Annotated in this window: 11 protein-coding genes and 3 pseudogenes; 10 read left to right on the top strand and 4 right to left on the bottom strand. The window is 72.2% G+C overall.

The annotated features are described in order from the left end of the window. Positions 1-36: 36 nt before the first annotated feature. The 6 genes and pseudogenes from panC (at position 37) to BJF79_RS24580 (ending at position 4,809) form a co-directional block, all read left to right on the top strand. Positions 37-903 carry a pantoate--beta-alanine ligase gene (gene panC / locus BJF79_RS24600; RefSeq protein WP_075900813.1) on the top strand — a complete coding sequence of 289 codons (867 nt, stop codon included), beginning with the start codon at positions 37-39 and terminating at the stop codon, positions 901-903. Continuing rightward, the gene (panD, locus tag BJF79_RS24595; RefSeq protein ID WP_075900811.1) at positions 903-1,319 is read left to right on the top strand and encodes an aspartate 1-decarboxylase; all 417 of its coding nucleotides are present in this window, start codon (positions 903-905) and stop codon (positions 1,317-1,319) included. The genes panC and panD overlap by 1 nt, the downstream gene beginning before the upstream one ends. 160 nt (positions 1,320-1,479) lie before the next feature. Next, positions 1,480-2,606: pseudogene (locus BJF79_RS67225) on the top strand (FAD-dependent oxidoreductase); the annotation flags it as partial. 228 nt (positions 2,607-2,834) lie between these two features. After that, on the top strand, positions 2,835-3,158 hold the full coding sequence (locus BJF79_RS61395) for a hypothetical protein (RefSeq protein ID WP_262402540.1): 324 nt from the start codon (positions 2,835-2,837) through the stop codon (positions 3,156-3,158). Continuing rightward, positions 3,155-4,012 (top strand): carboxylating nicotinate-nucleotide diphosphorylase, encoded by an 858-nt coding sequence (gene nadC / locus BJF79_RS24585; RefSeq protein WP_075900808.1) that lies wholly within the window; start codon positions 3,155-3,157, stop codon positions 4,010-4,012. Before BJF79_RS61395 ends, nadC begins: the two co-directional genes overlap by 4 nt. Positions 4,013-4,026: 14 nt before the next feature. After that, on the top strand, positions 4,027-4,809 hold the full coding sequence (locus BJF79_RS24580; protein ID WP_075900806.1) for a type III pantothenate kinase: 783 nt from the start codon (positions 4,027-4,029) through the stop codon (positions 4,807-4,809). Here the strand turns inward: BJF79_RS24580 and BJF79_RS51435 are convergent. Beyond that, a complete protein-coding gene (locus tag BJF79_RS51435; protein ID WP_083733817.1) occupies positions 4,788-5,186 on the bottom strand; it encodes a hypothetical protein in 399 nt (132 codons plus the stop codon). The genes BJF79_RS24580 and BJF79_RS51435 overlap by 22 nt on opposite strands. Before the next feature lie 115 nt (positions 5,187-5,301). Next, positions 5,302-5,919: pseudogene (locus BJF79_RS67220) on the bottom strand (MFS transporter); the annotation flags it as partial. A gap of 503 nt (positions 5,920-6,422) precedes the next feature. Between BJF79_RS67220 and BJF79_RS24570 the strand changes: the two are divergent. Both BJF79_RS24570 and lysX read left to right on the top strand, forming a co-directional pair. Next, entirely contained in the window at positions 6,423-7,412 is a 990-nt protein-coding gene (locus BJF79_RS24570; protein WP_075900804.1) for a LysR family transcriptional regulator, read from the top strand. A gap of 32 nt (positions 7,413-7,444) precedes the next feature. Further along, positions 7,445-8,898: pseudogene (lysX, locus tag BJF79_RS24565) on the top strand (bifunctional lysylphosphatidylglycerol synthetase/lysine--tRNA ligase LysX). 54 nt (positions 8,899-8,952) lie between these two features. Here the strand turns inward: lysX and BJF79_RS24560 are convergent. Next, entirely contained in the window at positions 8,953-10,083 is a 1,131-nt protein-coding gene (locus BJF79_RS24560; RefSeq protein WP_075900802.1) for a LacI family DNA-binding transcriptional regulator, read from the bottom strand. Between the two features lie 473 nt (positions 10,084-10,556). Between BJF79_RS24560 and BJF79_RS24555 the strand changes: the two genes are divergently transcribed. Beyond that, positions 10,557-10,787, top strand: coding sequence for a LuxR family transcriptional regulator (locus tag BJF79_RS24555; RefSeq protein WP_083733811.1), 231 nt, complete (start codon positions 10,557-10,559; stop codon positions 10,785-10,787). A 280-nt stretch (positions 10,788-11,067) separates the two neighbouring features. Here BJF79_RS24555 and BJF79_RS24550 read toward each other — a convergent pair whose 3' ends face one another. Beyond that, on the bottom strand, positions 11,068-12,081 hold the full coding sequence (locus BJF79_RS24550) for an NlpC/P60 family protein (protein ID WP_083733810.1): 1,014 nt from the start codon (positions 12,079-12,081) through the stop codon (positions 11,068-11,070). A gap of 416 nt (positions 12,082-12,497) precedes the next feature. On the opposite strand from BJF79_RS24550, the gene BJF79_RS24545 reads away from it, so the two are divergent. Beyond that, positions 12,498-13,013, top strand: a complete 516-nt coding sequence (locus tag BJF79_RS24545) for an amino-acid N-acetyltransferase (RefSeq protein WP_316043430.1) — start codon at positions 12,498-12,500, stop codon at positions 13,011-13,013. Positions 13,014-13,015: the final 2 nt, after the last annotated feature.

Below are 13,015 nucleotides of genomic sequence, written 5' to 3'. Positions count from 1 at the left end.
CATGGCAGCAGACCGGAGTGAGTCGAGGGGAGCGTCGTGACGCCCGTCATCGTGAGGACGCGGGAGGAACTGGCCGCCGCCCGGAAGGGCGTGCCGGGCACGTTGGCGCTCGTCCCGACCATGGGGGCGCTGCACGAAGGGCACTTGTCCCTGATGCGGCAGGCGCGCGCATGTGCGGACGGTGTGGCCGTCAGCATCTTCGTGAACCCGCTGCAGTTCGCGCCCGGTGAGGACTTCGACCGGTATCCGCGCACGTTCGAGGACGACGTCGCGGCGTGCGCGCGCGCGGGCGTGGACGTGGTGTTCGCCCCGACCCGCGACGTGATGTATCCGGCGGAGCCGCAGGTGACGTTGAAGTCGGGGCCGATGGGGGCCGTGGTCGAGGGCGCCGCCCGTCCCGGCCACTTCGATGGAATGCTCACGGTCGTCCTGAAGTTGTTGAACCTGGTACGTCCCGATGTGGCCGTTTTCGGGGAGAAGGACGCACAGCAGCTCGCCCTGATCCGCCGGATGGTCGCGGACCTGAACGTGCCCGTCGAGATCGTCGGCGCGCCGACCGTCCGGGAGCCGGACGGGCTGGCGCTGTCGAGCCGGAACCGCTACCTGTCGCCGGACGAGCGCCGCACCGCGCTCGCGCTGTCGCGGGCGTTGCGGGCGGGCACGGACGCCGCCGCGGCGGGGGACGGGCCGGACGCGGTGCTCGGTGCGGCCCGCGCGGAGCTGGCCGCGGCCGTGTCCGCCGAGCCGCCGCTGGACCTGGACTACCTCGTGCTCGTCGACCCTGCGACGTTCACCGAGGTCGACGCCGACCATGCCGGGCCGGCCGTGCTCGCCGTCGCGGGCCGCGTCGGCGCCACCCACCTGATCGACAACCTTCCCCTCCAGCTCGGTAAGGAGCGCTGATGTTCCGGACGATGTTCAAGTCGAAGATCCACCGCGCCACGGTGACTCAGGCGGACCTGCACTACGTGGGGTCGCTGACCATCGACCAGGACCTGATGGACGCCGCCGATCTGCTGCCAGGTGAGCAGGTCCACATCGTCGACATCGACAACGGGGCCCGGCTGGAGACGTACCTGATCGCGGGCGAGCGCGGCTCCGGCGTGATCGGGATCAACGGGGCCGCGGCGCGCCTGGTGCAGCCCGGCGACCTGGTGATCATCATCAGCTACGCGCAGCTCAGCGATGCCGAGGCGCGCGAGTTCGTCCCGCAGGTGGTGCACGTCGACCGGTCGAACAGGATCATCTCGCTGGGCAGCGACCCGGCCGAGCCGGTCCCCGGCGGGGACGACGTCCGCGGGGACCTCGTGCAGCGCTGAGTTCGCACGCGTGGCCGGGCCCTGATCGTTGTTTCCCCGGCCACGCACCCTCGCCCGTACTGCTGCGCCACTGCGATCGCGGGCGAACGGCATGGGTCGGGAATAGTCCGCTTCGGGGTTAGTGTCACAATGACGAGAACCGAACCCCGGAGGAGGGCTCATGATCCCTTCCGCGCTGACCGCCCCCGATCCCGGCTGGACCGCCCGCACCGACGTCGTCGTCATCGGCTCCGGTATCGCCGGTCTCGTCGCCGCGCTCCGCTGCCGCGCGCACGGGCGCGTGCTGCTCGTCACGAAGGCGCTGCTGGACGCCGGGTCCACGCGCTGGGCGCAGGGCGGGATCGCCGCCGCCCTCGCCCCCGACGACACCCCGGGCGAGCACCTGACCGACACGCTCGTCGCCGGGGTCGGGCTGTGCGACGAGGACGCCGTCCGCACCCTGGTCGACGAGGGGCCGGACGCCGTCCGCGCGCTCATCGACCTCGGTGCGGCGTTCGACCGGGCCGACGGCGGCGACATCGCGCTGACCCGGGAGGGCGGGCACCGGCGGCGCCGCATCGCCGCACGCGGTGCGACGCGACGGGCGCGGAGATCAGCCGGGCGCTGCTCGCCGCGCTCAAGGACTCCGGTGTCGAGGTGATCGAGCACGCGCTGGTCCTCGATCTGCTCAAGGACGCGGACGGGCGCGCCACCGGGGTCACGCTGCACGTGATGGGGGAGGGCCAGCCCGCGGGTGTGGGTGCCGTCCGCGCGCGCGCCGTCGTGCTCGCGACCGGGGGGTTGGGGCAGGTGTTCTCCGCTACGACCAATCCCGAAGTTTCTACGGGTGATGGCGTAGCACTCGCGTTGCGTGCAGGAGCCGAGGTCACCGATCTGGAGTTCGTCCAGTTCCACCCCACGGTTCTTTGGCTCGGGGAGGGCGCGCGCGGGCAGCAGCCCCTCATCTCGGAGGCCGTGCGCGGCGAAGGGGCCCACCTGATCGACCACGCGGGCGAACGGTTCATGGTCGGACGACACGAACTGGCCGAACTCGCGCCGCGCGACGTCGTCGCCAAGGGGATCACGAACCGGATGCGGGAGACCGGCGCGTCCTGCATGCTCCTGGACGGGCGGCATTTCGGCGCCGCGATGTGGGAGGCGCGGTTCCCGACGATCCTCGCGGCGTGCAGGCACCACGGAATCGATCCGGTCACCGAGCCGATCCCGGTCGTGCCCGCCGCGCACTACGCGAGCGGCGGCGTCCGCACCGACCTGGCGGGGCGCACGTCCGTCCCCGGCCTGTACGCGTGCGGCGAGGTCGCCTGCACGGGCGTGCACGGCGCGAACCGGCTCGCGTCCAACTCACTGCTGGAGGGGCTCGTGTTCGCCGCGCGGATCGCCGACGCCCTCCCAGGCGACCTGGCGGGCGTCCCCGCGGGGGCCGACCCCGCCGACGCCGCGCCGACGCCGCCCGAGCCGGGCGGGGGCGCAGGTGTCCTGCTCGACCCGGCGCGGCGGGCGGACGTCCAGCGGATCATGACCGGGCACGCGGGCGTCCTGCGCGGCGCGGACGGCCTGGCGGCCGCCGCCCGCGAGCTGGCCGCACTGCCCGGCGCGTCCCCGACCCCGGGCGTGGACGCGTGGGAGGCCACGAACCTGCACACGGTCGCGTCCGCGATCGTCGCCGCCGCCCGGCACCGCGAGGAGACCCGCGGAAGCCACTGGCGCGAGGACTTCCCGGAACGTTCCGACGCCCGCTGGGGCGGCCACCTGGTCACCCGGCTCGTCCGGACGGCCGGGGGGCATGATCGCATCGAACTGGTCACCACCTACGAACCAGCGAAGGGGACGGACGAATGACACCCGAAACGGAGACGGCGCTGCGCGCCGCCGGGCTCGATCCACAGGCTGTGGAAAACCTGGTGCGGACGGCGCTGGCCGAGGACGGCGAGGCCGACGTCACCAGCGAGCCGATCTTCGCACCGGACGACGCCGCGGCCGGGAACTTCACCGCCCGCGAGGAGGGCGTCGTCGCGGGCGTCCCGGTCGCCGCGGTCGTGTTCGACCTCCTCGGCGTGGCGCACGAGGCGACGGCGGCCGACGGCGACCGGGTCGTCCCCGGCCAGGTGATCATGTCGGTGAGCGGGCCGACGCGGGCGGTGCTGCGCGCCGAGCGGACGGCGCTGAACCTGGTCACGCACCTGTCCGGAATCGCGACCGCGACGCGGCGGTGGGCGGACGCGATCGACGGCACCAAGGCGCGGGTCCGCGACACCCGCAAGACGCTGCCCGGCCTGCGTGCCCTGCAGAAATACGCGGTGCGGTGCGGCGGCGGCGTCAACCACCGGATGGGCCTGCACGACGCCGCGCTCATCAAGGACAACCACGTCGCCGCGGCCGGATCGGTCACCCGCGCCTTCCGGTCCGTCCGGGACGTGTACCCGGCGTTGCACGTCCAGGTGGAGTGCGACACCCTCGCACAGGTGGAGGAGGCACTTGCCGCGGGCGCGCGCGCGATCCTGCTCGACAACATGTCGGACGCCGAAATGTCGGAAGCCGTCCGTCTTGTGGCGGGGCGGGCGGAACTGGAAGCGAGCGGTGGCCTTACCCTGGAGCGGGCCCGAGACGTCGCCGTGACCGGAGTGGACTACCTTGCCGTCGGCGCGCTGACGCACTCGGCGCGCGTGTTCGACATCGGCCTTGACTTTACCTGACCAGCGGGGACCGGATGCTGCTCACCATCGACGTCGGTAACACCCAGACCGTTCTCGGCCTGTTCGAGGGCGAGGAGGTGATCGAGCACTGGCGGATCAACACCGATCCGCGGCGCACCGCCGACGAGATCGCGGTGGTGCTGCAGGGCCTGGTGCAGCAGAGCCCGCTGCTCGCCGAGACCGACATCAGCGGTATCGCCCTGTGCTCGACCGTCCCGTCCGTTCTGCACGAGATGCGGGAGATGTGTCGCCGTTACTACGGCGACGTCCAGGCGGTGATCGTCGAGCCGGGCGTCAAGACCGGGGTGCCGGTCCGGATGGACAACCCCAAGGAGGTCGGCGCCGACCGGGTGGTGAACGCGCTCGCCGCCGTGCACACCCACGGCGGTCCCGCGATCGTCGTCGACTTCGGCACCGCGACCACGTTCGACGCCGTCTCCGCCAAGGGCGAGTACGTGGGCGGCGCGATCGCCCCCGGCATCGAGATCTCGATCGACGCGCTGTCGTCGCGCGGCGCGCAGCTCCACAAGATCGAACTGGTGCGGCCGCGCAACGTGATCGCCAAGAACACCGTCGAGGCGCTGCAGTCCGGGATCATCTTCGGGTTCGCCGGCCAGGTCGACGGGATCGTCGAGCGGATGGCCGACGAACTCGCCGCCGACCCCGACGAGGTCACGGTCATCGCGACGGGCGGGCTCGCGCCGCTCGTCCTGGAGGAGTCCCGCAGCATCGACGTGTTCGAGCCGTGGCTCACCCTCATCGGGCTCCGGCTGATCTACGAGCGCAACACCGCCTGACGCGTCGCGCGCAGCAGGCATAGTGCGGCGAGCCCGGACAGGACGGTCAGGAGCAGTGCCATCGGGACGACCTCGGCCAGAACGGTCAGCAGCAGCGGCGTGAACATCCCCGCGTAGATCACCGCGTACGCGACGGCCGTGAGGCCCGCCAGCTCGTCCGGCGCGGCGATGCGGGCGGTCTCGCCCAGGCTGTAGGTCAGCACGAACCCGTAGCCGAGGCCCAGCGGGACGGCCGCGGCCGCGTTCAGCGCGGGCTCGCGCAGCACGACCGTCAGCGCGGCGGCCAGCATCCCGGCCGTCACCGCGGCCAGCCCGGCCCGCGCGACCAGCCGCGGATGCCGCGCCTCCAGCCGCCGCGCGATCGGCTGCGCCGCCATCCCCGACCCGAGGGTGACGCGCGTGATCCCGCGAGTGGACGATCGGCGCGTGCTGCACCGGGACGATCGTCGGCAGCAGCGCGAACGCGCTCGTCGGGGCGGCGAACGTCCAGATCGCCACCGGCGCGATCGCCCTGCGGAACTCGGGCCGCCGGAACCCGTCGAGCCGCAGGCCGCCTGCGGCCCCGCGCCCGCCGCCCGGCGCGCGCCGCACGTCCCGCACGTCCCGCACGTCCGGGACCCGCATCGCCGCGGGCACCGTCAACGCCATGATCACCAGATGCGGCAGGTAGGCGGTGACCAGCGGGAACGGCGCCCACTGCGCCACCAGCGCCGCCGCCAGCGGACCGGCGCCGAACCCGGCCGAGACCGCCAGCGCGGTGGCCCGCACGCCCGGCCCCGGCGCCAGCTCCTTGACCCACGCGGTGCCCGCCGCGAGGACCGCGCCCGTCACGACGCCCGCGAGCAGCCGTCCCGCGTACAGCAGCTCCGGGACCGCCGAACCGGCCATCAGGACGAGCGTGACCGGCGCGGACGCGCACGCGGACGGCAGCGCGACACGGCGGCGCCCGAACCGGTCGGACGCCGGGCCGCCGAGCGCGAGACCGGGCACGAGCCCGAGCGCGTACACGCCGAACATGGCCTGTGCGGCGCCGCCGCCGAGGTGCAGCCGCTCGGTGTAGAGGCCGAGCAGCGAGGCGAACTGGTTGGCGCCCCAGCCCACCCCGAACATGATCAGCGCCACGGGGAGCCAGCGCCCGGGGGACGCGCCCGACTTGTCCATGATCTCTGTCTATGGGGAGGACGGGCGCGCCGCCGCCCCCCTTCACGTTTCGCGAACCCCTGCGGACGGCCGCCCTTGACTCGAAGCTCAAGCGCCGCGACCGCCGCCGCTGGAGCCGGCGTGGCGGGTGGGGCGAGGCCGGATGCCGGCCGTGCCCGTCGCGGCGCGCTCGTCCGCCTCCGGCCGAGCCGCAAACGGCCGGTGCTGCTGACGCCCTAGCGTCCTTCGCCAGCGACTACCGCGGCTACGCCTACATCCCCCAGGTCTGGCGCGTCGGCCCGTTCAACGTCGCGGTCGCCCTCGCCGAAGCCCGCTGGCCGCCGCGAATGGGGGGCCGACTGACCCCGCCACCCTGCCGTTGCCGTTGGCGCTGGCGTCGGATTCGTCGGGGTTCGTGTGATGCGTGTCGCCTGGTCTCCACGTTCGCGTTCCGGGCGATTAACGTGACCGGTATGGAACTGCGTGAACTGGCGTCGTTCCTCGCGGTGGTGGAGGAAGGACGGTTCGCGCGTGCGGCCGCGCGGTTGTTCCTGTCGCCGCCCGCCGTGACCGCGCACGTGCAGCGACTCGAACGCGACCTCGGCGTCCGGTTGCTGGAACGTTCCCCGCTGCGGCTGACCGAGGCCGGGGAACGGTTCGTGCCGCACGCCCGGGCCGCGCTCGCCGCCGCGAACGCGGCGGTCGCGGCGGTCGCGGACGTCGCGGCGGACTCCGTCGAGCCGGTGTTGCGCGTCGGGGTGATGGGGCACGGGTCCGCGGAGCTGACGCCCACGATCGTGCGGGCGTTCCGCCGCGCCCGTCCGGACGTCCGCGTCACGATCGGGCCGCTCGACTTCACCGAACACGTCTCCGCGCTCGTCGAGAACCGTGTGGACGTCGCGTTCGTGCGGCCCGCGCCGGACGACGAGCGCGTCGCCGTCGACGTCCTGACGGCCGAGTCGCGCATCGTGTGCGTGCCGGCCGACGGGCCGTTCGGGGACGCGGCGGCGCTGCGTCTCGCGGACGTCCTCGACCTGCCGATCGCCCGGATACCGGACGTGACGCCGGCCGTCTTCGCCGACTACCTGTACTTCACCCGGGCGGTGAACGGCGAGCGCGGGCGGCGCGGTCCCGACCTTGTCCGCAACCCGCAGGACGTGCTGCTCAGCGTCGCCGCCGGACGCGGCGTCGGTTCGGCGCTGGAGTCGTTCGCCCGCTTCTACCCGTGGCCCGGTGTCCGGTACGTCCCGATCGTGGACGCGCCGTGGGACAGCAGCGTCCTCGCGACGCGCCGCGGCGACCCGAGCGGGCCGGTGCGGGCGTTCCGGTCCCTGGCCGCCGCGCTGGCCCGCGACGTGGGCCCCGCGCTCCTCGGACGTCCCCGGGCGGGGCGCCCGGTTCCGGACGAGTCCGGTCAAGCGGTTCGCGGGGCACTGAGCGGGATCGATAGCCTTGAGGCGTGAGTGACGAGACCCTCGATGACCTTCCGGAGCAGATGCGCGTTCGCCGGGAGAAGCTCGACCGGCTGCGCGAAAGCGGGATCGACCCCTATCCGGTGACCTTCCCGCGCACGGCGACCATCACCGAGGTCCGCGAGAAACACCCGGTCCTGGAGCCGGGCACCGAGACGGGGGAGCGGGTCGGCGTCACCGGGCGCGTCATGCTCGTCCGCAACGGCGGCAAGCTGTGCTTCGCCACGATCCGCGACGGCGGCGGCGAGATCCAGGTGATGCTGTCGCTGGCGAACGTCGGGCAGGAGCAGCTCGACTTCTGGAAGCGCGAGGTCGACCTCGGCGACCACATCGGCGTCGAGGGCGAGGTGATCACGTCCCGGCGCGGCGAGCTGTCGATCATGGCGGACCGGTTCGCGATCACGTCCAAGTGCCTGCGCCCGCTGCCGGACAAGCACGCGGGCCTGACCGATCCCGAGGCGCGGGTGCGGCAGCGGTACGTCGACCTGATCGTCAACGACGAGGCCCGCCGGATGGCGCGGATCCGCAGCGCGACCGTGCGCGCCGTCCGCGACTTCTGGCACGACGAGGGCTACCTAGAGGTCGAGACGCCGATGCTGCAGCCGGTCCACGGCGGGGCGACGGCGCGTCCGTTCAGCACGCACATCAACGCCTACGACATGGACCTCTACCTGCGGATCGCGATCGAGCTGTACCTGAAGCGGCTCGTCGTCGGCGGGATCGAGAAGGTCTTCGAGATCAACCGGAACTTCCGGAACGAAGGCGCGGATTCCACCCACAACCCCGAGTTCACGATGCTCGAGGCGTACGGGACGTATCTCGACTACAACGACATGGCCGACCTGACCCAGCGGATGTACCAGAAAGCGGTCGTCGCGGCGCTGGACACCACGGTCGTCGTCCACGACGGGCGGGAGATCGACCTCGGCGTCGCCGAGTGGCCGCGGATCACCCTGTACGGGTCGGTGTCGGAGGCGCTCGGCGAGGAGATCACCCCGCACACGCCCATCGAGGCCGTCCGCAGCTCGCGGACGCGCGGGGCGTGAGCTGGGACCCCAAGTGGGGGCAGGGCAAGCTCGTCCAGGAGATCTTCGAGGAGCTGATCGAGCACACGCTCGTCCAGCCGACGTTCGTCATGGACTTCCCGCTGGAGACCTCGCCGCTGACCCGCCAGCACCGCGAGGAGCCGCTGCTCACCGAGAAGTGGGACCTCATCGGGTTCGGCACGGAACTCGGCACCGCCTACTCGGAGCTGGTCGACCCGATCGAGCAGCGCCGCAGGCTCACCGAGCAGTCGCTGCTCGCCGCGGGCGGTGACCCCGAGGCCATGCAGCTGGACGAGGACTTCCTGCGGGCGCTCGAGTACGCGATGCCGCCGACCGGCGGGATGGGCGCCGGCATCGACCGGATGATCATGGCCTTCACCGGCAAGGGCATCCGCGAGACGATCTTGTTCCCGCTGGTCAAGCCGGAGTAGCCGGGAGAGCCGACGCCGCCCCGGCCGGGGCGGCGTCGCTTCGGGCGCCCGTCCTCAGGCGGAGTCGCGGACGACGAGCTCGGGCCGCAGGACGACCTGCCGGTGCTGGTGCGAGGAGCCCTCGCGGATCTCGGCGAGCGCCAGTTCGGCGGCCTCCCAGCCGAGTTCCCGGCGCGGCTGCCGGATCGTGGTGATCGGGACGGCCGCGCTGGCGGCGAGCTCGATGTCGTCGTAGCCGATGACCGCGATGTCGGCGGGCACCCGGACGCCCAGCCGCGTCAGCTCGTTGATCAGGCCGATCGCGAGCAGGTCGTTGGCGCAGAACACGCCGTCCGGGCGCGGCGACATGGCGAGGATCCGCTGCGCCGCGGCCCGTCCCTCGGTGATGCTCAGCGCCTCCTGCACCAGCACTGGCGGCTCGTCGAGCCCGGCCTCGACGAGCGTGCGGGACGCGCCGTCCCGGCGGTGGACGCACGGGTCGGGCTCGGGCCGTCCGGTCACGAACGTCACCCGGGTGCAGCCGGCGCCGAGCAGGTGCGCGGCCGCGATCTCGCCGCCCGCGACGTGGTCGACGCGCGCGGTGCACGCGTCCGTGACGTCCCGGTCGATCAGGACGACGCTGAGCCCGGCGGCGCGCAGTTCGGCGATGCGGCGGGGGCCGAGCCCGACCGGGATGATGAGCGCGCCCGCGACCCGGTGCTCCTCCAGCAGGTCCAGGGAGCGGCGCTCCTTCACCGACGAGTGGTCGCTGGAGATCCACAGGGCGTCGTGCCCGGCCTCGTTGAGCGCGAGCTCGGCGCCGCGCGCGACGTCGCTCGCGTACGGGTTCGTCAGGTCCTCGACGATGACGCCGAACGCCAGGCGGTTCTCGCGGCGTCCGGTGGGGGACGCCCGGCGGGCGGGATCACCGGCGGAGCCGTCCCCGGAGCCGTCCCCCGAGCCGTCCCCGGACCCGTCCACGGCGGTCGCCGCACCGGGCCGGGCGGCCGGGCGCGGGCCCTGGCGCAGCCGGCGGGCCGACTCGTTGCGGACGAAGCCGAGCTCGTCGATCGCCGCGCGTACACGGTCACGGGTGGCTTCGGCCACGAGGTCTGGCCGGTTTAGGACATTCGAAACGGTCCCAACTGAGACCCCGGCTCGCTTCGCCACCTCACGAATACTGGTCTGTGGCAACTCGCTCCTCATCCGCCCCCGGCGACGTTCTCCCAGGTAGCGGCATTCTCTATAGCGCGGGCTCGAACGGCCCGTCACACATGGCGACCATACGAGCACACAAGGCATTTGACCAGCGCTTGACGGGCCGGATCCGGCCGCCTAGCGTTCCGAGCCGAAGCGTAGCTTGAAACGATTCATGATCTTCGCCTGCGGCGGGATCACGGCGGCTCCGAGGAAGGGACGGGCGCGGATGGCTGGCGACCAAAGCCCGTGTCGTCCGGATGGCCAACGACTGAATCGTCACCCGGAGTTCCCCCGCGCATCCCCGCAATCGGCCTTTCGGCCACCTCCGGCCAAGCTCGTGAGACAGCAAGGGAACCTGATGATCTAGTCCGGAGGGCTCCGGACCCGGCAACCCGACGCGCGTACACGGCCGACGACCCGTGCCCGTGCAGCGGACGGCTGCATCCCCGCGGTCATCACCAGGGACGAGGGAGGACGGAGTGGAACAGGCCACACTCGCACGTCGTGCCACCGACGACTTCGGGCTGAACGAGGAGGAGATCCGACTGCTGGCCCAGATCGCGACCGGTGTCACCGCCGATGTGGCGGCACGCAAGCTGGAACTGAGCGCGCGGACCCTGCGCCGCCGGTTGCGCACCATCTGCGACCGGCTGGAGGTCGGGACCCCTATCGAGGCCGTGGTGTGGGCGGCCCGCAGGCAGCTCATCTAGCGGTGCTCACGACGGCGTCCGTCCGGGGAAGACGGGCGTCACCGGCAAGACCAGGCGGCATGCTCAACCGACGCGAACTCCGTCCGACCCCGCTGCGGCGCGCCGGCGTCCCGATAGGTAGGTCCCTGCGGGAGGCGCCGCCGCGGACGTTGTTCACGGCATCCGTGGCGCACGCCGCCGTTCCCCTGATCGGCCATGCCCTCGTTCAGGCCGCGGCCGTTCTTCGCGCGCCCCGCATCCCGCGAATGTTCCGCATGTTCCGAATGGCCGTCCGAGCCGGTCACGCGACGCGCACCCCGCCCGCGAACGGCCGTCCCGCCATGGGCGCGATCCGGACGACGTCGCCGGTGTGCGGCGCGTGGATCATCTTGCCGTCGCCGATGTACATGCCCATGTGGTGCAGGTCGGAGTGGAAGAAAACGAGGTCTCCGGGCTGCAGTTCGTTCCTGGACACGTGCACGCCCGAGCCGAACTGGCTGCCGGTGTAGTGCGGCAGGTTGACGCCGACCTGCCCGTAGGCCCACATCGTCAGGCCCGAGCAGTCGAACGTGCTGGGACCGGCCGCGCCCCACACGTACGGACGTCCCAGCTTGCTCATCGCGTACTGCAGCGCGCGCGCCGCCTTACCGGTGCCGACCACCGGAAGCTCGGCGAGTTTCTCGGGGGCCTGCTTGATGACCTTGCCGCGGATCTTTTCGTACTCCGCGGTGACCTTTTTGCGTTGCGCCTCGACTTTCTTCTCCAGCGCGGTCACCTGCTCTGCACGCTGCTCCGCCGCTTTTCGCGCGCGCTCAGCGGACTGCATCGCCCGCATGTACTGGACGACCTTCGTGCTCTCCTGCTTGGCGAAGTAGTTGAGGGTCGCCGCCCGGTCGAGGACGGCCTGCGGGTCCTGGGAAGCGACGAACGTGACGGTCGGGTCGCTGCCGCCCTGCATGTATCGGGTGGCGGCGAGGCGTCCGATCCGGTCGCGCAGCGCCTCGAACGCCGCGCGCTGACGGTCGGCGTCCGCCTTCGAGACCTCGGCGGCCTTCTCCGACCGCTCCAGATTCACGCGGAGGCCGTTGTACTTCTCGGTGAGCCGCTCGAATTCGTCGGCCAGCCGGAACGCCTCGGAGGTCAGGTCCCCCGTGGACGGCCCGGTGGACGGTCCCGTGGACGGCCCCGGGTCGGCGAGCACCACCGCGTTCCGTCCGGACGCGGCGACGTGCGGGGCGATCGAGACGACGGCGAGCGCCGCGGCGACCGTCGCCGTCCGGCCGAGGATGCGGGTCACGGGCCGCGCGGACTTCATGCGAACTCCTCTCCTCGTCGCCTGCCGGGGCGGCCGTCCGCGACGCTCGCGGAACGGTCCACGCGGTCTGCGGAATCACCCTGACGGTGCGGCGCCTCCGGGAACACGACCCCGGGCGCTCCCGAATTCGGAAACCCGGCCGTCCGGGCCGGTGAACGGGCCTCGGACGCGGCGGGCGGCCCGTTCTGCGGGCGGGCCGACATCAGCGCAGGACACTAACGGAACCCGTATCGGATTCCAACAAGAACATGCGAAGTCGCAGGTCAGAGCCGTGTCTTGGGCCGGACGAGCGCGGCCGGGCGCGGCCGTCGAGTGGCGGAGATCACCCCGGACGGGCCGGACGAGACGGGCGGCGCGGCCGATCCGGTCCCGCGGAGTCCGAAGCTGGGTGCGGCGTTCGGTAATGTCGCCTGTTTGTGGAAGTCGTGATCCGGCGTGCGCGCACCGCCGATGTCAAGGAGATCCGCGGGCTGGTCGACATGTACGCCGGGTCGGGCCGACGCCTGCTCAAGAAGACCGCGGTGACGCTCTATGAGGACGTCCAGGAGTTCTGGGTCGCCGAGGACGCGCAGGCGGGCGGCCGCGTCGTCGCCTGCGGGGCGCTGCACGTGATGTGGGAGGACCTCGCGGAGGTGCGGTCTGTCGCCGTGGCGCAGGGCTACGGGGGACGCGGAATCGGCCACCGGATCGTCGTCAGGTTGCTCGAAACCGCGCGGGAACTCGGCGTCCGGCGGGTGTTCTGCCTTACCTTCGAAGTGGAGTTCTTCGCCCGTCACGGTTTCCGGCAGCTTCTGGGGACTCCGGTGTCGCCAGAGGTGTACGAGGAGCTTCTCCGTTCCTACGACGAAGGCGTGGCCGAGTTCCTGGACCTCGACAGGGTGAAGCCGAATACGTTGGGCAACACCCGGATGTTGCTTCGCCTGGAGGACTGACC

The sequence above is a fragment of the Actinomadura sp. CNU-125 genome (assembly GCF_001942465.1).
Classification (GTDB): Bacteria; Actinomycetota; Actinomycetes; order Streptosporangiales; family Streptosporangiaceae; genus Spirillospora.
This window is presented reverse-complemented; position numbering and strand designations above follow the sequence as displayed.